Source organism: Lysinibacillus mangiferihumi (assembly GCF_003049665.1).
GTDB lineage: Bacteria > Bacillota > Bacilli > Bacillales_A > Planococcaceae > Lysinibacillus > Lysinibacillus mangiferihumi.
The window spans coordinates 189241-211740 of the sequence record NZ_PYWM01000002.1 but is presented as its reverse complement, the minus strand read 5'-3'; the positions used below and the strand labels follow the sequence as shown (position 1 = coordinate 211740).

The window sequence follows — 22500 nt, the reverse complement described above, 5'->3', positions numbered from 1 at the left end:
TCCTTTTTAGTTAATTCACACCCTTCGACAAAATAATTCCTAGTTTCTAGGAGGCCAATCTCCAAATACACAAATAATGAAATTCAACCCCAAATACGGTTGCATATTATTATGTGGTTGACTTCCACCTGCTTGATCGATCGTCATCGCATTCATGGTTGTATTTCCTGAAACTGAATATGCAGGAAGTGAGCCCCTACCTTGCTGTTCGGTCCAAATTGCTCCCGTTGGCTCATTACTTGTTGTTGGTACATTGTTACAAGCGGCCAGATGATGATGACTTGGCATTTCTGTTGTTAGTAATGTAACAGTAGCAGAACCTCCAGCTGCTCCGATATTTCTTGGCGTTAATCCTGCACCTGTTCCTTGATGAATCGCTGCCCTCCCATTTAAATTGGGTAAAGCAAAGGTTGTCTTTCCATCTCCTCCATAAGTATTACCTATGATGGCAAATAATGTACTATTCGAAACTATGCTTAGTAACTGACCATTACAAAATGCCCAATTTTGTGGCGCAAAATTACCACCAAATATTCTAATTTCTCCCGTGTAGGCTTCTGACATGATTTCTTCACTTCCTTTTTCTTTAATTTCTTGGTGGATAAATGCCAACTAAAGCTATGCAATAATTCGCCACACTGTATGGCTGCATATTTTGATGCGGCTGTGAATTGCCAGATGATGATAAAGCTTGTGCATTCATATTCGTATTTGGCTGATTAACTGAATAGATCGTATCAGTGGATGTGCCCCATACATTTCCAGTAGGCACTTTCAATGAAGCATTATCCGAACTAGCTGTGACAGTATGGTTATGCTTCGGCATTTCATTCAAGGTTAACATATGTGTTTCTTGTCCAGCTTTTTGTCCTCTTGTCACACCGTTACCTACATGAACTGGAACCCTTCCTCTTAAATCAGGTAAGGCAAATGTTCGAATGCCATCACCTCCATAAGTTGTGCCCAATAAGGAGTACAAGGCTTGATTTGTAATAATTTGTAATAATTGCCCATTACAGTATGCCCATCCATTTGGAACGCCTGCAAAGCTAAATAATTTGATTTCACCTACAAATGCTTCAATCATCTTTTTTCCTCCTAATTAAATGATGGGTACATACCGTAAAGAGCGATGATATAACTAATGGTTAAAAAGGGCATTACATTGTCATGAGGCGCATTTCCGCCAACACTTGAAATGCTTGTTGCCTTCATTGTGCTATTTGGTAGTTGTGTCGAATATTGCATGTTTTTCGCCCAAACAGCATTTTCAGGACTAGGTGTCGTACCTGTAAGGGAAGAAGCTTTTACTAGGTGCGTATGAGCTGGAAGTTGTGATGTACTTAAAGTGACAGATTCCGTCCCCCCCATTTGCCCTATAGTATAATTAGTCCCAGTTATTAGGTTTTGCCCTTGGTGAACAACGACTCTACTTTGAAAATTTGGCAAAGCAAAATTCGATTGTCCATCTCCTCCATAAGTCGTACCAATTAAAGAAAAGAGCAATTCATTTTCTGCAATAGGTAAGAGCTGGCCATTGCACAAGCTCCATCCTTGTGGAGCATAGTTACCTGCAAACATTCGAATTTCTCCGACATATGGTTCCATTTAAAACACCATCCTTTAAAATTTTTTAACTTCAAACATTACATTACTGTAAAATAGATTAATTTGGTTAAAATTTTAGAATATTTACATAAAATAATATAATATACCTATAATTAACATTTTTATTTCAACCATATCGATTAGCCTATTATGTAGCGGTGATTTATCACTCCTTCATTGCAAAAATTAAAATGTACGTATATAAACGACAATGTAAGCCTACTAAGGTTGACAGCGTTCCATTGCAAGATACTAATTTTCTCTCATATAAATACATTTAAATTAAAAATACTAAAGAAAGAAACAACCTAATACTGACAAATGTTAATAGTTAGAAAATTAACATTAAAAAATAGATGATCTATGACTATACATAATGAAATTGCTATTAGAACAACTTCAGTTTGTATAACTTGTAAATTTTGTAAAACCTATTATCTTTGTATAACATTTGAAACGCCATACATACTACAATGAGATTCATTTATCCTCATCAAACTTTTAAAGGAGGTTTTACAAGACGATGTACGATGCAGATAATATTGATGTAAAGCTAAAGCAGGGATTTCAATCATTATTCCCTGAATATGCTACCTTGTTAAATCAAGCTACTTCTCAAGAACAAATAATTAGTTTGCATAATTCTTTTATTGAAGAAAGAAAAAAGGCATTAGCAACGGCTTTACAGGCAACCAATATATCAGACAGTAGGATTCCTAAGTCCCCCATTGCGTTAACACAAGAAGAATATGAAAACCTAATTACTGCAACAGGTGATGATATTAAATACCGAATTCAAGCTTTGCTTGATGGTCTTCAACGATTAAAGGGCATGGAGAATGATCAAATAGAACATGTAGCCGCACAAATGATTGTCACTGGTGTATTAGGCATTGGCGTAGAATCCACTACAGCAGCATTAGCGATTGCAGGCGGAGGGGAAATCATTGAAGCTTACATTGCTCTTGCAGCCCTTACATCTACTACGGTAGCAGTAGTTATTGCTGTCGTTTGTCTTGTAATTATTGCCATTATCATTCCACTTATTTATTTTATGGATAAGCCCGCAAATGCACTTATACTATTAATTAATGAATTGGACAAACCACTTGTATTTGCTAACGATTTTAATGTGCATGGAAAACCCACATATCTTACAGAAACAATTAACAATGCGGTTATATTCCCAGATCGTAAGTTTGTTACAGCAGGATTTATTGGCAGTCAAAAACTAGATAGCGCTTTATATGGTACACAATATGGCTTTACAATGAAGTATGGACATACAGATACTCAATTTACTTTTGGAGTAGAATGTCCTTTAAGCTCCTTGTATACTGACAATAACTGTTTTTGTGCCTTTGATAAAAATGCACAAGAAGCTGCTGAATTAACGGCTCAAAATAATAAACAGTTTTGGGAAACCGAAAAAGATGGTATTAAATTAAGCATTCGTTGTAATTCAAAAAGTGGCTCATTGGCCTACTACGTCGCTCGTGCCTATCACGTTTAACGATTTTCATCATGCGAACGGATGGACGTAACGCACAGTTTTAAACAATGAAATACCAATGTAACGAAATAAGCCGATGCGCTGCTATCTGATGTCCATCTGTCTGAAAAACTGATAGCAGCGCAATTATTGTGCTGTATTTAAATAAAAATACGCTACTCGTTATAAGTAGCGCAGGATATTAGAGCACATGCTCTTCGTCAAATGTAATTATTTAGTCGTATTAATCAATTCTTTCATTAATGCCTCATTCATTGGCCCTTCAATGATATTTACCATGTTTCCTTTTGTATCAATTATATAAGTCGTTGGCAGTGTAATCACTTGATATTTACTTCCTACAAACCCTTCTTCATCTAACATAATGTCAAAAGTTAAACCATGTTCCTTCACAAATTGAGCAACCACTTCTTTTCCCTTATCTTTATTTGTTACGTTCACTGCTAAAATTTCTACCCCTTGATTTTGATATTCTTCGTAAATCTTTTGCATATGTGGCACTTCTTCTTGACACGGTGGACACCACGTTGCCCAAAAATTTAAAAATACCTTTTTACCTACATAATCGGATAAGTGGACTGTTTCACCTTTTAACGTTTGCAACTCAAAATCGGGTGCTCTATACTCTACTTGATTTTGCGTATCCTCTGTTGCATGCGGAGCAATGGTTTCAGTTTGCGCTGTTTCTTCTGTTTGCATTGTTTCTTTTTCATCTATCGGCTTTTTCACGTTAATAGCAACAATCGTTATTAAACTGATAATAATAATGATGGAAATCATATTTTTAACCACAAAAGTAATACCTCCAATGTAAATAAGGATAATAGATGGCTACATATAATCACACAAAGCGAAAACTCCTATCGTGATTTGTCTCAACAACAAATACGATACTGGAGTTTTCGCTTTCTATTTAGTCTAAATGACAAACGTATATTACTGTGCTATTTTATCAACCTCATATTGATAATTCATGCCCTTATTATTCGTTTTCGTATATTCCATAATATTTTCTAATTTTTCAGCCACTACATGTTCTTTGCTCATACCTAAGTAGTTTGCTGCACTTGATAAATCAGAGAAGTGGAATAGTTTCCATCCCATAATGCCTTTAGCTGTTTCGCTACTATTAAATTTTACCGTTATCGCCTTTTCAACATCAATCCAGTTATTTGTGCGTGGTGCTGTTGCGCCATAATCTCGAACATATTTATTCGTAAATGCTAAACCATTTGAATGTTCTTGATGGTACATACATCCTATTCTACAAAAATAATGCGTATATCCTTCTTGGTCAATTGCTTTGGCAGCGTATACCTTATTTGGGTCAGTATTATGTAGATCCATACGGCAAACTTCACAATGAACCCCCGTTTGTGTTACTTCTGTAAATTCAGAAATGCCATCGATCGTAATTGTTTTTACTGCTTTATTGCCTAATTTATCTTCTGCGTATATTGTATAAACGCCATTTTTCAGCGCAATAATTTTATCTTTTTGTTTCTCATTTTGCAAAGTGGCAATTTTTGAACCTTTATCTATAAAGTATTCGGCGTCTTTATCTCCATAAGCCCATTTCTGATTTTGGAGTTCATTATCATCTGTGATTAGAACTTGTATTTTTTTACTAACCGCTGTTACATCGCTTTCAGGGATGGACAATGTAATGGCTGGTGCCGTTTTATCAATATTTGTGATTGTTATGGATTTCGCTCTTTTGTTACCATTATTGTCTAAAGCAAAAACCGTATACGTTCCATTTTCACTTACTGTAAATGTGTTCTCTGTGAATGTTGTGTCGGTTTCTGAAAATTGATTTGCTGGCTTTGCACCCTTTGCCCATTGTTTTAAGATTACTTTCTCATTATCTGTAACAGCTACATTCACTGTTACATCTGTAGTCGTCGGTGTTGTTTTACTTACATTCAATTCAAGACTAGGTGCTTCTTTATTATATTTTTCCTCAGCACTCGCTTGAATTGTACTGAATTTAACTTTTTTCAAAGTACTATTATTTTTCTCTTGATACGCCTTAATATAATTATCTGCCGCTACTTCATTTGCGAAATAAATATTTTTTAATGCATTTAATTTAACGATTGTAACCGAATCTAACGGAACCCATCTTTTTGTACTAAAATCCTTTACATTTTTTGTGCGTGTTACCCCTTCATTTAATTCATCATATAACGCTGAAAATACATCTTTATAATAAACGACTTCGCCATCTTTAATCACTTGCACATCAGTCATCGCTGCAAAGGCAGTTGAATGTTGGTTACCAGTTAAAAACGCTAATACCATAACACATATAAGCAATCCAACGCGTAAAATTTTTCTCATTTTTAATATGTTCCTTTCACAATTAAGCTCTTTTCTATATACCTATTGATATTTTTCAATGCTCTCTTTTTGTACGGTTTTAAACGAAACAATTTCTGTATCTGAATGTTTGGCAACATAGGCCTTGGCATCAGATGCTTTTGCAAAACAGATAAACCCATCGTCCATTGGTGATGCTAGCGTAGTTCTAACATAAGTCGCCTTTTCAGCTTGAACCCACTTTAGTGTATTGAAATCACGAACATACTTTTTATACGTTGCTTTATTTTTTACTTCATCATATAAAAGGCACCCAATGTCGTCGTAATAAACTACCTTCCCTTTCTTCTTTATAGCCTGTCCTGAAAAAACACCCATTTTGTCTTTTTTTTGGTACACAACCATATTACAAAATGCACAATTTGTATTATTAGGTACATCCTTTTCTAAACTAGACTTAGCTGCCTCCGCATTCAGGTCGTGCTTATTGTCTATAAAATTGATAGCGAGAATACTTAACAAAATCATTCCTAAAACGACTAGTTTTTTCATTGTTTCCAATCTCCTTTCAATTCACCATGATACGGTAAAAATATGAAATAAGTTAAAAATAACTGTGAAATAAATGAAAAATTTCACCGAAATGGGAGTTATTAAGAGAATTACCACTCATTCAGTGTACTTTGAAACTTGTTTTGAAGCTGAAAAATAGCCGTTTATCTGAAAGAAATCAGTTAAACGACTATTCCTTGGACATAGCGTGTTTATTACGGTTTAGATAGAAGAATTAGCATTAATATCGGTCAATCTTCATTCTTCTATTTGAAAAACCAACTTTACATCCTTTAATAACTTGTTAAAGCAGTATATAATTCATGCATTGTTTTTATAATAAACTTCGGCTTATAAGAGATACCTTTTAGTTGTTCTAATGTCGAAGCTCCTGTTAAGACAAAGCAAGTATCAATTCCTGCTAGGTTACCGAGTGTAATGTCTGTTTCAATACGATCACCAATAATTAAAAACTTCTCCCTTTTGACGTCTATCATGCGAACGATATGCTCTGCAAAATACAAAGAGGGCTTGCCAACAATAAAATCAATTGTACTGTCAGATGCAACTTCAACTGCTTTGGCAATTGCCATTGTATCTACTTGGAATCCACTCGGCCCTGGGCAAGCTTGATCTGGATTAGTAACGATAATTTGCGCACCATTACGAACAGCAATCATGGCATTATTTAGCTTGTCAAACGTAATTTGGCGATCTAAGCCGATAATAACATGCGTAGCGTGAAGTGGTTCAGTTGTTGTTTGAAGCTGTTTATCTTGAAACTCCTTATCAATAGCAGCTTCACCGACAATATAAGAAATGCTTGTTGACAAATGTTCCAATACATATTGAGCTGTTAAATAAGCAGATGTAATCACTTGTTCGGCTGTTATATGTATGTTGAATTTCCTTAGTTTTTCAACTACATCTTGACGTGTTTGTGTTGGTGAGTTAGAGATAAAGCAGATATGCTTACGTAGTTGCTGTAATTGTGTAATAGTATTAATTACACCAGGTAGAATTTTATCACCCACATAAATGGTGCCATCTAAATCGAAACAATACGCTTCATACGTTGGGATAGTCTTCAATGTATTATCCTACTTTCGCGCGTTTGCTAATTCGTTTAAAATTACAGCTTTGCCATCTGTTAATAATTGCAAGTCTGTTGCAGGTGCGTACTCTAAAATTAATTGACAATCAATATTTTCTTGTGCAATCACGTTAAAAATAGATGACCAGTCAATCGTTCCTTCACCAATTGGTAAGTGATCATCACTGGTTGCGGTGTTGTCATGTAAGTGTAGCGCAAGTAAGCGATCCTTGACATTAATGATTGTTGAAGTAATGTCCCAACCATTTAAATTGGCATGTCCAACATCAATTAAATATCCAGCTATTTCATCAACATCATCTAAGAAGTGCTCAAACTCGTCTTTTGTAAATAAGGATGTGCCGTTATAGCCTACATTTTCAATTGCTAGTGAGACATTTAATGGTTTTGCAATAGCGCATAACTCATGGATATATAGCTTCGCACGTTTTTTCCCTAATTCTTTATCAAATTGTGAGCAAAAGCAAAAACCTGGGTGAATTACAACGTGCTGCGCATTAATCATGCTAGCAAATTCGATTGCTTTACGATACTCGTGGAATGATGCTTCACGAATAGCTTTATTTTCACTCGTAATGTTAATATCCCAAGCAGGTGGATGAACCGTGTAGCGCACTGGCAATGTCTTTAATTCTTTTGCCAATGTAGGGAATAATCCTTCCATATCCCCCCATTTGTCGCCATCCAACATCAATTCAACAACTTCTGCACCAGCAGCGATTAATTTTTCTACATTCCCAATAATATCGTGTGTGAGTAGTGGTAAGTCTGAAAAACAAATTTGCTCTAACATTGTATATCCCCCTTAATTTAAACTCATTGATTTGTTTTTATATGCAATTGGGTAGCCGATAGAGTTCGTTGTAGCTTTATCAAATAAATGAATATGCTCCATTTTAAAGCGAACATATACTTGCTGATTAAGAGGCCAGTATTTGTGTGAGCTTAATGCTATCATTTCTTCATTATTAAACGTCAAATATACAGCGTATTCTGCACCTAAATTTTCAATTGATTTCACTGTTGCATGTAGTGCTTGTGGTTCTGTCGATAGTTCAATATGTTCAGGCCGAATACCAAAAACTAATTGTGATGATGCTGCTTCATACACTTTTTTTGCCCACTCAGGGGATAGTGAGAAACTTTGCGTACCAAAGTGAATATCCCCATCTTGATACTTCATCGTAAAAATATTAGTCGGAGGTGCACCGATAAACTTAGCTGTAAAAATATTTGATGGATGATGATACACATTTTCAGGTGTATCAAGCATTTGTAAAACACCTTCATTTAATAGCGCAATGCGATTTCCAACAGTCATTGCTTCAATTTGATCGTGCGTCACATAAACAATAGTTTGTTTATATTTCTCATGAATGTTTACTAGCTCTTTTCTAGCAGATACACGTAGCTGAGCATCTAAATTAGATAAAGGCTCATCCAATAAAAAGTAGTCAGCTTGCTTTACAATAGCACGTGCTAATGCAACACGCTGGCGTTGACCACCTGATAAATCTTTCGGCAAACGTTCTTCTAAACCGTTAAGTTGAAGCATTTTTAACGCATCCTCTAAGCGTAATTCAATTTCCTTTTTCGGAACCTTCTTCATGCGAAGAGCATAAGTAATATTTTGTTTAACAGTCATATGTGGGTAAAGCGCATAATTTTGGAAAACCATTGCAACATTACGCTTACCACTAGGAATATTATTGACGACTTTGCCATCCATAATAAGTTTACCAGAGGAAATTTCCTCAAGCCCTGCAATCAAACGTAATGTAGTGGATTTCCCACAACCTGAAGGACCTAATAAAATAAGACGTTCTCCTTTTTCAATTGTCAAGTTGAGCCCTTTTACAACTTCAGTTTGTCCATAGTTTTTTTTGACATCTTCAAAATGAATTTCTTTCATATTTTCCCCTCCTATTTAATGCCCGATGATATAAATGTCCCTATTATATATTTTTGGAATATTAAATATAACGCTAATGGAAGAATCATTGTTATTACAGAAACTGCCATTGCAACAGTAAAGTTCGTACCACCTTCCGAGCTGATGTACATTTGAAGTGCTAATGGCAGTGTAAAGTTCTCTGTACTTTTTAAAATTAACACTGGCCATACATATTCATTCCATGATGTTATAAAAAACCAAATGCCCGTTGATGTAACAGCAGGTTTTACAAGTGGTAGTACAATATCTTTCATAATGTGCCAATGACTCATATTATCTAGACGTGCAACTTCAATTAGAGATATTGAAATCGAGCGTAATGCTTGAGTTAATAAGAAAATACCCATCGCATCTGCTAGTTGGGGTAAAATAACACCCCAAATCGAGTTTCCTAAACCCATTTTTGAAATAACTAAATAGTTCGGAATCATTGTTACAGTAAATGGTAAAAAGATTGTGCTAATTAAAATAAAATACAAGACATTTTTTCCCTTGAAAATAAAATAAACAAAGGCATACGCTGCAAGAAATGATGTAATTACTTTAAAAATTGTTACAACCGATGCAATGATAAATGTATTTAATGTAACTTTGAATGCTGGTAAGCTTTCGAAGAATACTTTATAGTTCTCCAATGTTGGACTTGTCGGAAAAATAGATAGTGGATTATTATACGCATCTTGTAATGTTTTAAATGAGGTTCCAATCGCAAAGATAATTGGAAAAATCAATAAAAATATAATAAAAATAAAAATAATATGCCAAGGTATAGTTACTTTTTTACTTATTTTCATAGTAAATACCTCTTTCTACATATTTAAATTCAACAATTAATAACACTACAAAAATAGCCATTGTTAATATTGATAGTGCAGCGGAGTGCCCAGTACGATATAAGACGAATGCTTCATGATATGCATGATAAATCGCATTTGAACTCGCATAGTTTGGGCCCCCTTGAGCAATGATTTTTATCGGTGTGAACGAAAACTGTAAACCTTGGACAATTGTAATGATGAAAACATAAATGCCTGTAGCACTACTCATGGGTCCAATAATATGAAAGAAAATTTTCCATAAGGGTACATTGTCTAGTCGAGCTGCCTCAATAATTTCTCGTGAAATACCATTAATTGAAGCATATAGTAATATAAAGTTATAACCAAAAATTTTCCAAGAAGTAATTAAAGTTATTACAACAATAATCCACCCTTCTGATTTACTCCAAATTGGCATACTCAGCCCAATCCACCCCATAACAATCGCAACGGGACCTGAAACAGGATTTAACAACCATGTGAATAAAATAGAACCAACAACTAATGAAATAAATGATGGTAAGAAAAAGGCACTTTTATAAAAGCCATCCATTTTGCCAACAAAAAAATTTAAAACAAAAGCAAAAATGTAGGAAATTGTAAAATTAAAAACTAATAAGATGAGGATATATAAAGCTGTGTTTAATAAAACTTTATAGGTGATTGGATCTTTTAAAACATCAATATAGTTTTGCAGTCCAACGAAATTCTTTGTCAGACTAATCATATTCCAATCAAAAAAACTTAAATAAATCGTATAAAGAAACGGCCAAAACATAAACATTGCTATTATCGCTACAGATGGAAGTAATAAGCTATAAGCAAGTATGCTTTGTTTATGCACAAAGCGCTTTTTTGACCTTGACGTCACTACTTGCATGTTGTCACCACTTTCACAATAAGATCGGTAGGTAAAGGAAATTTAACCTACCGCCTTTTTCCTTATTTTAATAATTCATTAATAGAATTCTCAGTTGATGTAAGTCCTTCTTCGACCGTTACTGAACCACTAAGGATTTGATCACGCACGTCTAATAATAATTGCTCTGCTTGTAAACCTGCATCTCCAGGAAAGGATGTCCAAGGTACAACTCCTGACATTTGATCGATTGCTGCTTTCATCATTTCATTTTCAGCTAAGAATGGCTTTAAACCTTTTTCTGCATCCGCTACTCCCTCACGTGCTGGTACATAACCAGTACCTTTAGTCCACTTTGCTACTGATTCAACACTGTATAAGAATCTCATAAATTCCCAAGCTGCTTTTTGTTGTTGTTCCTCTTGTGCAGTAATCGTTAACATGGCACCACCAGCAGGTAACTTTACTTCTTTCCCTTCCCAAGTAGGTGATTTAATAGCTGCTACATCAAATTGGGCATTGTTTTGAATGTTAGAACGCTGTGCAATAGTTGTATAAAGCATAGCTACGTTACCATCAATAAAGCTTTGTATACCTTGGTCCCACCCGATATGTAAAGCTGACTTATCCTCTACTACCATGTCTCTTAATAATGAATAAGCTTTAATTCCTTTTTCAGAAGCAAAACTTGCTTTTCCATCTGTCATAATTTTCGCTCCATTACTTTCCAATAAAGCTTGAGTTGCCCAGTTATCAGCAGGTTCTTGCATATAGAATCCGTATTTACCTGTTTTATCTAAAATGACTTTTGCATATTCTTTCAATTGTTCCCACGTTGTAGGACCGGTTGTTGGTAAGCCTGCTTCGCTTAATAAGTCTCGATTAATATAAAGAACTGGTGTGCTTAAGGAGTATGGAATCCCTACTTGAGAACCTTCGCTATTTTTTGCTAAGTCCATAATATTTGGTAAAAAATTATCTTCTAAAAACGTTTTATCTTCTTCAAAATGTGCATTAATCACCTCTTGTGGTGTTACGTAGGAAAAGTTGTTTGAGAAGTAATCTAAGAATGCCCAACCAATTTGTACAATTGCTGGTGTAGAACCAGCAGCCACTTCAGCTTGTAAATTTTGCATTAATCCTTTATATAAATCTGGGTTATACTTCGCTACGACTTCCACTGTATCGCTTTGAGCATTGAATTCTTCAACTAACTCTGCTACTGTTTGTCCACCTTGTGTTTCAGCATTTACATGCCAATACTCAATTTTTGTTTTACCTTCTTTTATTGAGTCGCCTGATTCTTCACCATTTCCACATGCTCCTAATATCAGCATGACAGAAAATAGTAATACAAATTTTGACCATAACTTCATTTTCTCTCCTCCTCAAATGACAGGGTATAAAAAAAGAGACCGCAAAAAGTCAATAAAACATGACAATTTGCGGCCTCTCTGATATACGCCTATTACTATTTACTTTACGATTCTTACTATAACGGAAAATAATTAAGTTAATATGTCGAGAATATTAATTAATTATTTATCTTTTGTTAATTGGTTTTTTCCACAATTTCACATTCGATGTTGTGACAGCATTTGCGCCATGTGCTAATGCAGCTTCAGCATATTCAATCTTATCTAATAGACCCCCAGTAATAATAGGTTTATCTGTCACCTGAATTAACTTATGTATAAAATCTGGAGCTCGGCATGGCATAATTTCTATCATATCTGCTGCTGTATGATGAATTGATTGTTCAAGCTGATAATACACCTCTGTATCTATTAAAAAAATACGTTGAATAACAAAAATTTTCTGTTGCTTCGCTCGCTTAATGACATTTGCTTTTGTTGTAACAATCGCAAATGGCTTAACGACTTTACTTACAAAATCAATACCATATTGATCCAGTTGTAAACCCCCAATTTTTTCAACGTGTAAAATTACTGGTAATCCTGCATCATGAAAAAGTTGCACGTAATGTTTGACATTTAATATATCGCCCATCATTAAAATAACAGCACTAATATTGTCTTTATACTTTAATGCAGCTTCAATCGCTTTTGGCTCTTTAATAGCAGCAACAAGCTGTTTATCAGCAAGTCGATCTTGAAATATTTTATACATCAACTATCCCTCCTCTTAGTAAGCATTATAAAGGCAACAAGATGACTATAAGCATTTCAATACGTTTCTTTACAAAATATTAAGAATAATCACACCTCTATTATTCTCAAATTAAAGGATTAGAATTTTATAACCAAGCTAAATAATTCAGTTAATAGACGTTTTTATATCGTATAATTATTAAAATCACGGAGTATGTTATCTTTCAAATTGCTAATATAAAAAAACTGTAGGCAAACTTGATTTGTGTGCAAGTTTGTCTACAGTCTTCTGTTTTATTATTACATTTTTTTTAGTTTTTCATATTCAAGTTGTAGTTTTTCAATACGTTTACGGCCTTCTTCGCGATTTCTTGCTGTTTCTGCTTGAATTTGTTTTGTCTCTTGAATGCCTGCCATAATTGTTTGCCATGTTGTTTCAATCGTTTCAATTTTAATGCTTGGGCTACCTGCGGCACGGGCAATATTCACGCTGTTTTTACTAATGTTTTCAGCATTGCGAACAAGCATTTCATTTGTACGACGATCCAGCTCACTCATAGAATCTGAAATTAGCTTTTGACGCTTTAATGTTACAGCGTGAATTAGACCTTGTTTAAAAATTGGAATTGTTGTAACAAAGGCAGAGTTGATTTTACCGATTAAATGGTTATTACCTTGTTGCATTAAGCGAATTTGAGGTGCCGATTGGAATGATACTTGCTGCGCCATTTCTAAGTCATAACGTCGTTGTTCCAATAATTCTACAGCACGTTGCATCGTTTCAAATTCCATCGCTGCTAGTTGGTCACCCGTTTGCGCTTTTTGCTCTAACATAGGTAAGACTGAACGTACTTCTTCTGCCTTGACTTCAATAGCTGCAATAAATTTACTTAACGTTTGGAAATAGTTTAAATTTTGGTCATATAAATTTTCTAGGTCGATTGTATTTCGTTTCATTTCAACTTCATATTTTTGAATTTCACGGTAAATGACATCGACTTCTTTATTCATGCTGTCATATTTCGATAAAAATCTTTCTAATTGTTCTTTACCTTTACTAAACAGCTTTGTCAGGAAGCCGCCTTTTTTCTCTTCCGCAAAATCTTGCGGGTCAAATTTATCCATTACTTTATTTAAATTATTTAATAAGACACTGGATTCTTCAAGTTTGCTAGCTCTCATTGTCGCCAACATTTTATCTGAAAATGTAGAAATACCATTCGCTGTTTCTTTGCCTAGCTCTAACATGGCGATTTGGTCTTTCACATCAATTTTTTGCGCAAGTGCATGCACTTCAGGATCTTTCTTTAATGCCAATTGATTTTGTGCAATTTGTGATAACTCTTGTTCAGAAATAAGTGTTGGTGTTTGTACTGGGTCAGCCTGCAACAACGGGTTAGGTTGTAGCAGTGGATTTTCGGTTGCGAATGGATCTTTTGATTTTAACAAGTCGTTGTTCATTTCAGACATAAGTAATACCCCCTGCGATTTATCTCTTTTATTACATACGATTACAAGATGAAAAAGTTTCATCTATCTCAAGCGTTTACGTGAAAGTTAAGTTAGATTGCGACACTTATCGTTTCTTCAATAAAAATGACTACTCCCCAAATTATAGCTTGTTTGAACTAAAAATTCGACTGATTCTTCATTTCACCTTACATCTTTTCTAAAAATTAGTATATTGATGTCGAAAACAGTCACATCCTAGTAGCTATCAGCCTGCTGACAAGAGCTCAGTAAAAGTTCGTTGGAGTGGAAAGCACGACACTCCAGCAGGAACAGCACGAGCGGAAAATCCATTTTTGTGGCGTCCGCCGCAAAAATTAGTTGGAGCCGTGCTTGCAAAAAAGGGAGCGCAAGGAACGGAAATCAACGTTTTTTATATTATTTAAAAAAGCAGCTACATGTAAATAGCTGCTTTCCATCATTCATTATGTTGTTACTTTTAAAACAGTTTTAAACTTTTGAATTACGCCGCCTGTGCTATACGTTAAGACACTGCGTTTATAGAATGATAAGCTAAATAAATAAGCCACAATAATCGTCACCAATAAAATACCAAGGGACAGTAATGGTTCGATCATGCCAATATCCGTTGCACCAATACGCATTGGCATCACCATTCCGGAAGTGAACGGAATATAAGAGAATACTTTAATAATAATTGTATCTGGATTGCCAATACCTGAAAGCATCACATAGAAACCAATTAATGTAATCATCATTGCAGGCATCAACACTTGACCTGCTTCCTCTACTTTCGATACTAATGAGCCGAATAATGCACCGACTATTAAATATAAAATTATTGTTAATACTAAAAATAGCATTGCATATAACACATAGCCAACTGATAGCTCCTTCACAATGCTTGTCGCCATTTCCCAAATCACACCGTTTTTCGCGAATTTTGCATAGATAAGGAAGACTACTGCAATAATGCCCATTTGCGTCATAGCTAGCAGCAAAACACCTGCAATTTTCGCTTTAAAATGCGTTGCTGGTTTCACACTTACTAATAGCATTTCCATCGCACGTGAGCCTTTTTCAGAAGCAATTTCAGTTGTAATCATTGATAGGAACGTAGAAATAAAGAAGTAAATTAAAATACCGACAGCATAGGATACCCAAAGCCCTGATTGCTTTTCTTCCTCACTTTTTCCGCCAGTAGATGCTTCATTTAAATTTTTATTTGAAATAACCGTTTTTGCTGCCATAATTTGTGCGGCTTGGTCTGAAGTTAGAGATAGCTTTTGCACAGCATAATGCTGACCTGCATATTGTAATAAAGATGATATCGTCGATTGATCATTTAGCTTTAACGGTTGAAATGTTGAAATTTCCGCATGCAATTGACCGTTCTGATCACTTACTTCAACAAGTGCGGCGAGCTTCCCGTCCTTGACTTGTTGTTCCAACTTTTTAATATTTGACTCATCTTGAATAAATGTCATATCGCTATTGGACACAAAAATCCCGCTTAAATCTGCGCTCGTATCATTAACAATGGCAATTTGCTGCGCCTCATCATTGCCTGTAAAAAGCTCCTTAATATCCGACCAAAAAATAGCAACGGACATCGCAATTACATATAGAAGGGTCATTGATATAAATGATTTCGATTTTAATTTTGATTTGTATAATTGCTTCATTAACAAACTAAACTTCGACAACGGTGCCACCTACCTTATCTTTAAAGATTTCGTCCAATGTTAAATAATCTAAACTAAATTTTTCAATATATTTGCCCGCTGACAACTGTTGGAAAATACTTTCTGCAAAACGTTCATCTTCAAGCAATAACACTGTTTGCTCTTTTTCTACACGCACATCTTTCACACCTTCGAGCTGAAGTAATTCCGTAGTAGACCAATTGCTACGCACAGACAGCTTTGTTTTCCCATATTGTTTCTTTAAATCTAATAAACTACCGGAAAATAAGGAGACGCCCCGCTTTAGTAAACATAAATGATCACAAAGTTCTTCCACATTATCCATTTGGTGACTTGAAAATAAAATGGTTGTACCTTGTTCTTTTAGTAGTAAAATAGCATCTTTTAGTAAATCTTTATTGACTGGGTCAAGACCACTAAAAGGCTCATCTAAAATTAAAAATTGGGGTTTATGAATAAAGCTTGCAATCAACTGTACTTTTTGCTGATTGCCTTTTGATAGGGTTTCTGCTTTATCTTTACGCTTCTCTTCTAACTCAAAACGACTAATCCAAAAATCAATATCTTTTTTAAGCGCTGCTTTTTTCATGCCTCGCAGTTCTCCAAAGAAGTATAATTGGTCCTCTACTTTCATCGTAGGAAAAATCCCACGCTCCTCTGGTAAATATCCAAGTACATCTCGGTTAATCGAATTGACAGGCTTTCCATTCCATGATATCGTACCAGCAGTTGTTTCCTGTAAATCTAAAATCATACGAAAAGTCGTTGTTTTGCCCGCCCCATTTTGACCAATGAGCCCGAAAATTTCACCTTTCTCAATAGTGAAATTTAAATTATCAACCGCTGTAAAATCTTTATATTTTTTTGTGACATGCTGTAATTGTAATGTCATCTTTTATCCTCCCTACGCCTCAAATATATGTAAATCATGTTCCAAATGCTTTTTACGTCTTTGAATTTTTCGAATCGGTACATACATTAGCAGCGCCATCACCATATTCAAGATGCCAAGATTAATAGACATGAACGCTACTGGCGACGCTGTAAATCCCGTAATGATATTAAAAATGCCAATGATAATATTGAGCAACGCAATTGGGATAAACAATCTAGTAATTGATTTTAAATATTGTATTTTAGAAGGTGCGTCTGAGAATAATTCAAAGTCCCCATCAATCGCTTCTTTTCGATAATATGCCCAAACACCGAATTTAGAAACGCATTCAATATTCATCGATTCCAAAAATTCGTAATAATCTTTCTTTTTACCTTCAACTAATTCATTGCGGTAAATATACTTTCCTGGCTCTCCTTGTTCAAATACAAAGAAACTAATTATGTTTTTTTGTAAATGCCATCCTTGTGCAGCCAATTCATTTACCCATGCCTCTTCTTTTTCATAATCTAAAAAAAAGCGAAATTTAATTTTTTTCATGTCAACACCTCCTACATGCAAATGCGTTTTTAAGCTTTTCCATTCGTTATACGGATACCATTGTCAAAAAGTTCCCTTAATCTCAAAATTTCGTATTCAACCACTTTCTTCCCATTTTCTGTAATTATATATTCCTTCTTGCGTCCATCATCTTCTAGTGCCTCAATCCATTGTCGCTCCAACAATGTTTTGATAGCGCCGTATATGGTACCTGCGCCAAGGCGAACACGACCTTTACTCATTTCTTCAACTAATTGCATAATGCCATAGCCATGACGCGCTTCAAATAATGCCAACAAAATATAATAAACACCCTCAGTTAATGGAGGATATTCCTTTGTCATACTAAAACCTCCCTCAATATATCGTCTAACAATATATCGGACGTTGATATAATTAAAATATATCAACGTCCGATATAGTTGTCAACAACGATAATAGAATAGTATGGCATAATCATTTAAATACCATACTCTTTTACAATTTAGCGCTTTATTTTTATTGCCAATCTAAATCGTGCATGGTAGCATGTAAGTAACTACTTGCATAGGAGGACTTAGTTTATTGGCAACAAAAGAAACAGCACAACGCATAATAGATGCAGCCTTACAATTAATTAGCGAAAAAGGTTATACCGCAGCCACAACGAAGGCAATCGCCGACTTAGCACAGGTCAATGAAGTCACTATTTTTCGCCATTTTGGCAATAAGGAGGGGCTCTTAAAAACGATTGTAGACAAATTTTCTTACAACCCAATTTTGCAAAAAACAATGCGTGAAGAGGTTACATGGGATTTAGAAACGGATTTAACCCGCTTTTCAATGCAATATTTCGAGTATATGATGTCTATTAAGGACTTTGTGATGATTGGCTTTAAGGAATCGATGCAATTTCCTGAAATAAATGCTGAAATAGCAAATGTTCCTTTACTCTTTAAAAATGAACTAATACATTACTTTAAGGAAATGCATCATAAAGGAAAAATTCGCGAGGTCAACTTTGAAGCGGCTGCACTATCTCTTATAGCCCTTAATTTTGGTCACTTTATTTCACGTGCTCGATTAGGTACAATCGTTTCTACCCTTCCAACAGAAGAATTAATAAAGACAAGTGTTGCAATTTTTTCTAGGGGCTTAACTTCCTAGAAAAAATTTTTCCCACTATGCAAGCAAGCACTTACTTATCAGGAGGCAATAAGAGGATATGACAAAAGGATTACAAGCATTATTTAAGATTCGTGAAACCTATATTGGCATTGTCGCTACCATTGCATTTCAATTAATATTCTTTTCTATTTGGATGACTGCATATGATGGCATAAATGATCGAACAGATAACTTAACAATCGGCTATATTAGCGAAGATGCTGCCTTTGGGCAAGAAGTGATAGATGGGCTTAAAGAGTCATTGCCCTTTGCGTCAAAAGATTTTACCTCCATCGATAGGGCGGAAAAGGATTTGGAAAACCGTTATATTCATATGATTATTCATATACCTGCAGACTTCACTGCTCAGCTCAAAGCAGGTAAAGAAGCAAACATTATTTATTTTATTAATCAAGCGAACGCAAGCCTTGCCAAAACAATGATGGAGGGTGTAGCAAAACAGACTACAAATGAAGTTAATCATCAGTTATATCTTGTACAGCAAGGTGAAATTGTCAAGGCGTTTTCACAACAATTTTCACAACTTCCATTGGAACAAAATAGCGCCTTGCTTGTTCAAGATACTGTCACGACAACCATTATGGGTGTAAAAGATCGTATCGTTGAATCGACTATTATGAAAACAAATGATGCGAAAGGGTTTGCTGCGAATTTCGTCCCGTTAATGGTGATTATTTCTTCATTTGTTGGTGCAATGGTGATGATTATGCAACACCAACAAGCAGCCCAAATGGTTCAAGATAGCGTTTCGAAATGGTCTTTATTCTTTGCACGACAACTGCTTAACTTTGCTGTTGCATTTATTTTGCCCTTACTAACAATTGGTTTAATGCAGCTATTTGCGATTTCGAGTGATGAAAGTTTATTCACTATTTATTTTTTCCAAGCGTTTATGTTTTGGGCTTTCCTATGTTTAGCACAAGTTTTTGTTATCCTATTTGGTAATCTTGGCATGATCTTTAATATTTGTGCACTGTCATTACAACTTGTTACATCTGGTGTCCTCGTACCGAATACAATGCTTTCAGATTTTTACCATCGCCTCGCTTCTCTTTTGCCAGCGACATACGGTGCTGACGGTTATTATACAATTATTTTTGGCGGTAACACTGAAAGCTTGATAAGTAATAGCAGTGCATTAGGTATGATTATCGTTGTTACACTAGCAATCGCAATCATAGCAGTTGCACTTAAAAAACCTAAAGTCCTACAGCTCAATAATTGAACAAAAGAGAAAAAATGTTAGATTGATGGCTTTCAATCTAACATTTTTTGCTAGTTTACGAGTATTTCAAGTATAGTGGCGATATCACAGGTTTTTGTGGCGATTTCTTATTGTTTGTGGCGATTCCTAAAGTTTTTGTGGCGATTCCTAAAGTTTTTGTGGCGATTTCCACTATTTTCTTCAATCTTCTATACTTTTTCAGTTGCAATACGAACACCAATGCCTACTAACATTACACCTGTTATTTTATTAAACATTGCTTGTACAGTCTGCTTCATAAACCATTTGCGAATTACATTCATCACAAGGATGACAATGCCAAGCCAAACAATGGATAAGGCAATTAAAATGCCTGCTAACACTATTAATTGCGCGTTAATATTAAAATTTGGTTGAATAAATTGAGGCATTAATGTTACATATAATAACAATGTTTTTGGGTTTAATAAGTCCGTTGTAATGCCTTGTGTCATGCAACTAAGCGGCACATTTTTTTCTCCATTTTCTTTGATAGTAACCTCTTCTTGCAACATCATATTTTGAGCCCTTGCACGCCATGATTGAATCCCTAAATAAATTAAATAAGCTGCACCCGCATACTTGATGACTAAAAATACGACCATTGATTTTGATATAATCGTTGCAAGGCCAAGTACTGCTAAAGTTGTCCACACGATTAGTGCTAGGACAATCCCTACCATTGTAAAAAAGCCTGCTTTTTTGCCATGTACGATTGTATTTTTTAAAACTAGCAGTGAATCTACTCCAGGCACCATAACAATCATTAGCGCCACTGCTGTAAACATCCAAAGTTCGTGCATTTGCTCACCTTCTCCTTATCACAATCATAAGTAACATTATAAATTAAATTGAATAAATTTTCTGCATATATTATTTTCGTATATAAAAATAAGAAAAAGTGTTAGATTGACATTTATTCAATCTAACACTCTTTTTATAGGTACAATCACTTAAATGGCAAAACTAATGAATGATTTTCGTTTGTTTAGAAGGCAAAATCAAGCCAATCACGACACCGATGATAGCCGGTAATATCCAACCTAAACCGATATCATATAGTGGTAAAACATCGGAATAGAGTTGCTCTACTGTGTCTAACAAGCTTAATTGTGCTTCAGGAATACTAATAACAAGCGCTTTGTAGCCATCGATTAGACTAACGAAAAACGTCAAAAACATAGCCGATGCGTATACAGCCTGCTTATTGTTAAATAACGAAGAGCTTAAAGCAAGTAAAATCAGAACAATTGCAAGTGGATATAAGAACATAAGCACTGGAATAGCAAATTGTATAATATTATTTAAACCAAAGTTCGCAATTGAGAAGGACACGACACACAATAATAGAACAAACATTTTATAGCTAACCTTTGGAAACACTTCATGGAAAAATTCACTACAAGAAGTAATTAAGCCAATACTCGTTTTTAAACAAGCAAGCACAATAATGACTGCTAATAAAATTGCACCAAATGAGCCAAAATAATGATCTGCAACCGCTGCAAAAATTAAACCACCGTTGTCAAATGTTCCTACTGATTCAATACTAGATGCGCCCATATACGTAATAAGCCCATAAATTAGTGTCATTAATGCCATCGCAAAGATACCAGACTTCCAAGTTGCCTTAGCAATTTCTTTACGATCTGTAATCCCTGCATTTTTAATAGCATTGATGACAACAATACCAAACGCTAGCGATGCTAGTGCATCCATTGTATTATAGCCTTCTTTAAAGCCAGTCATAAAGGAAGATTGAATATAGTCACCGATTGGCTGTTGGAAGTGCCCCATCGGCTTTACAATACTAATAATAATTAAAATAAATAATACAACTAAAAAGGCTGGTGTTAACACCTTCCCGATATAATCCATAATCTTCGCTGGATTTAACGAGAAATAATAGACAATGGCAAAAAATATAAAGCTAAACAAAGCCAGTAACATGGTTGTATGTTCCGCATTAATATACGGTTCAAAGCCAACGACAAATGGCACTGTTGCCGTTCGTGGAATAGCAAAGAAAGGACCAATTGTTAAGTATAGCGCTAATGAAAAAATAACGCCGAATAAAGGATGAATACGACTCGCTAAATCACGCAGTCCATTACTGCCCGATAAACCAATCGCTAAAATACCTAAAAACGGTAACCCGATTGCCGTTACTAAAAAACCGACAAGAGCAAACCAAAAGTTAGTCCCTGCTAGTTGTCCAAGTTGAATTGGAAAAATAAGATTTCCTGCTCCAAAATACAGTCCAAATAACATCGTTCCAATGACTGCATATGTAGAAAAAGGTATTTTCTTTTGCATAACTGATGTACTCCTTAGATGTGTTTGACTATAGCAAATTAATCAATTACGCCGCTAAAGCGTAATTGCGTCCTGATTTTTTTCGAGCTTGCTCGAAATGCTCCTCTTCAAAATCTGTGACATCCGCCGGAGGCTTTCTTGCTTCACCCTATTGAAGCAAGAATAATTACGCCGCTAAAGCGTAATTGCGTCCTGATTTTTTCGAGCCTGCTCGAAATGCTCCATTTAGAATGTAAGATATCCAATGAAGCTTCTCTTACTTCAGCTAGAGTTCGACCCCCTACGCAATTCAGTGATTTTATCACATTCGTT

At 35.1% G+C, this 22500-nt stretch carries 23 protein-coding genes; 3 read left to right on the top strand and 20 right to left on the bottom strand.

The window, feature by feature from the left end:
- Positions 1–39: 39 nt before the first annotated feature.
- The 3 genes from C9J37_RS03070 to C9J37_RS03060 are packed head-to-tail and all read right to left on the bottom strand — an operon-like array spanning position 40 to position 1608.
- Entirely contained in the window at positions 40–564 is a 525-nt protein-coding gene (locus C9J37_RS03070; protein ID WP_107894195.1) for a phage tail protein, read from the bottom strand.
- Between the two features lie 22 nt (positions 565–586).
- Positions 587–1087, bottom strand: a complete 501-nt coding sequence (locus tag C9J37_RS03065) for a phage tail protein (protein WP_107894194.1) — start codon at positions 1085–1087, stop codon at positions 587–589.
- Between the two features lie 11 nt (positions 1088–1098).
- The gene (locus C9J37_RS03060; protein ID WP_107894193.1) at positions 1099–1608 is read right to left on the bottom strand and encodes a phage tail protein; all 510 of its coding nucleotides are present in this window, start codon (positions 1606–1608) and stop codon (positions 1099–1101) included.
- Positions 1609–2131: 523 nt separating this feature from the next.
- Between C9J37_RS03060 and C9J37_RS03055 the strand changes: the two genes are divergently transcribed.
- Positions 2132–3121, top strand: a complete 990-nt coding sequence (locus tag C9J37_RS03055; protein ID WP_107894192.1) for a hypothetical protein — start codon at positions 2132–2134, stop codon at positions 3119–3121.
- A gap of 210 nt (positions 3122–3331) precedes the next feature.
- On the opposite strand, the gene C9J37_RS03050 is transcribed toward C9J37_RS03055, so the two are convergent.
- The 15 genes from C9J37_RS03050 to C9J37_RS02980 form a co-directional block, all read right to left on the bottom strand.
- Positions 3332–3913 (bottom strand): TlpA disulfide reductase family protein, encoded by a 582-nt coding sequence (locus C9J37_RS03050; RefSeq protein ID WP_107894191.1) that lies wholly within the window; start codon positions 3911–3913, stop codon positions 3332–3334.
- Positions 3914–4057: 144 nt separating this feature from the next.
- A complete protein-coding gene (locus tag C9J37_RS03045; RefSeq protein ID WP_107894190.1) occupies positions 4058–5464 on the bottom strand; it encodes a nitrous oxide reductase accessory protein NosL in 1407 nt (468 codons plus the stop codon).
- A gap of 42 nt (positions 5465–5506) precedes the next feature.
- On the bottom strand, positions 5507–5995 hold the full coding sequence (locus C9J37_RS03040) for a nitrous oxide reductase accessory protein NosL (protein ID WP_024363523.1): 489 nt from the start codon (positions 5993–5995) through the stop codon (positions 5507–5509).
- 293 nt (positions 5996–6288) lie between these two features.
- Positions 6289–7086: an HAD-IIA family hydrolase gene (locus C9J37_RS03035; protein WP_107894189.1), complete on the bottom strand. Its 798-nt coding sequence runs from the start codon at positions 7084–7086 to the stop codon at positions 6289–6291.
- A 9-nt stretch (positions 7087–7095) separates the two neighbouring features.
- Complete coding sequence (locus C9J37_RS03030) at positions 7096–7902, bottom strand: sugar phosphate isomerase/epimerase family protein (RefSeq protein ID WP_107894188.1); 807 nt, start codon at positions 7900–7902, stop codon at positions 7096–7098.
- 12 nt (positions 7903–7914) lie between these two features.
- Entirely contained in the window at positions 7915–9021 is a 1107-nt protein-coding gene (locus C9J37_RS03025; RefSeq protein ID WP_107894187.1) for an ABC transporter ATP-binding protein, read from the bottom strand.
- 11 nt (positions 9022–9032) lie between these two features.
- Positions 9033–9857: a carbohydrate ABC transporter permease gene (locus C9J37_RS03020; protein WP_107894186.1), complete on the bottom strand. Its 825-nt coding sequence runs from the start codon at positions 9855–9857 to the stop codon at positions 9033–9035.
- Positions 9844–10761 carry a carbohydrate ABC transporter permease gene (locus C9J37_RS03015; protein WP_107894185.1) on the bottom strand — a complete coding sequence of 306 codons (918 nt, stop codon included), beginning with the start codon at positions 10759–10761 and terminating at the stop codon, positions 9844–9846. Before C9J37_RS03015 ends, C9J37_RS03020 begins: the two co-directional genes overlap by 14 nt.
- A gap of 62 nt (positions 10762–10823) precedes the next feature.
- The gene (locus C9J37_RS03010; protein ID WP_107894184.1) at positions 10824–12116 is read right to left on the bottom strand and encodes an ABC transporter substrate-binding protein; all 1293 of its coding nucleotides are present in this window, start codon (positions 12114–12116) and stop codon (positions 10824–10826) included.
- Between the two features lie 166 nt (positions 12117–12282).
- Positions 12283–12870: a glycerol-3-phosphate responsive antiterminator gene (locus tag C9J37_RS03005; protein ID WP_107894183.1), complete on the bottom strand. Its 588-nt coding sequence runs from the start codon at positions 12868–12870 to the stop codon at positions 12283–12285.
- 281 nt (positions 12871–13151) lie between these two features.
- Positions 13152–14321 (bottom strand): toxic anion resistance protein, encoded by a 1170-nt coding sequence (locus tag C9J37_RS03000; protein ID WP_107894182.1) that lies wholly within the window; start codon positions 14319–14321, stop codon positions 13152–13154.
- A gap of 464 nt (positions 14322–14785) precedes the next feature.
- The gene (locus tag C9J37_RS02995; RefSeq protein WP_235617006.1) at positions 14786–16036 is read right to left on the bottom strand and encodes an ABC transporter permease; all 1251 of its coding nucleotides are present in this window, start codon (positions 16034–16036) and stop codon (positions 14786–14788) included.
- Positions 16014–16919, bottom strand: a complete 906-nt coding sequence (locus C9J37_RS02990) for an ABC transporter ATP-binding protein (protein WP_024363512.1) — start codon at positions 16917–16919, stop codon at positions 16014–16016. The genes C9J37_RS02995 and C9J37_RS02990 overlap by 23 nt, the downstream gene beginning before the upstream one ends.
- A 12-nt stretch (positions 16920–16931) precedes the next feature.
- Complete coding sequence (locus tag C9J37_RS02985; RefSeq protein WP_107894181.1) at positions 16932–17462, bottom strand: DUF2812 domain-containing protein; 531 nt, start codon at positions 17460–17462, stop codon at positions 16932–16934.
- A gap of 29 nt (positions 17463–17491) precedes the next feature.
- Positions 17492–17806: a PadR family transcriptional regulator gene (locus C9J37_RS02980; RefSeq protein WP_107894180.1), complete on the bottom strand. Its 315-nt coding sequence runs from the start codon at positions 17804–17806 to the stop codon at positions 17492–17494.
- Between the two features lie 220 nt (positions 17807–18026).
- Between C9J37_RS02980 and C9J37_RS02975 the strand changes: the two genes are divergently transcribed.
- Both C9J37_RS02975 and C9J37_RS02970 read left to right on the top strand, forming a co-directional pair.
- Positions 18027–18608 (top strand): TetR/AcrR family transcriptional regulator, encoded by a 582-nt coding sequence (locus C9J37_RS02975; RefSeq protein ID WP_024363509.1) that lies wholly within the window; start codon positions 18027–18029, stop codon positions 18606–18608.
- A 58-nt stretch (positions 18609–18666) separates the two neighbouring features.
- Positions 18667–19854, top strand: a complete 1188-nt coding sequence (locus C9J37_RS02970) for a YhgE/Pip domain-containing protein (protein ID WP_107894179.1) — start codon at positions 18667–18669, stop codon at positions 19852–19854.
- A 188-nt stretch (positions 19855–20042) separates the two neighbouring features.
- Here the strand turns inward: C9J37_RS02970 and C9J37_RS02965 are convergent, their stop codons facing one another.
- Together C9J37_RS02965 and brnQ are read right to left on the bottom strand one after the other, a co-directional pair.
- Positions 20043–20675: a LysE family translocator gene (locus C9J37_RS02965; protein ID WP_107894178.1), complete on the bottom strand. Its 633-nt coding sequence runs from the start codon at positions 20673–20675 to the stop codon at positions 20043–20045.
- A gap of 163 nt (positions 20676–20838) precedes the next feature.
- Positions 20839–22188, bottom strand: a complete 1350-nt coding sequence (brnQ, locus tag C9J37_RS02960) for a branched-chain amino acid transport system II carrier protein (protein ID WP_107894177.1) — start codon at positions 22186–22188, stop codon at positions 20839–20841.
- Positions 22189–22500: the final 312 nt, after the last annotated feature.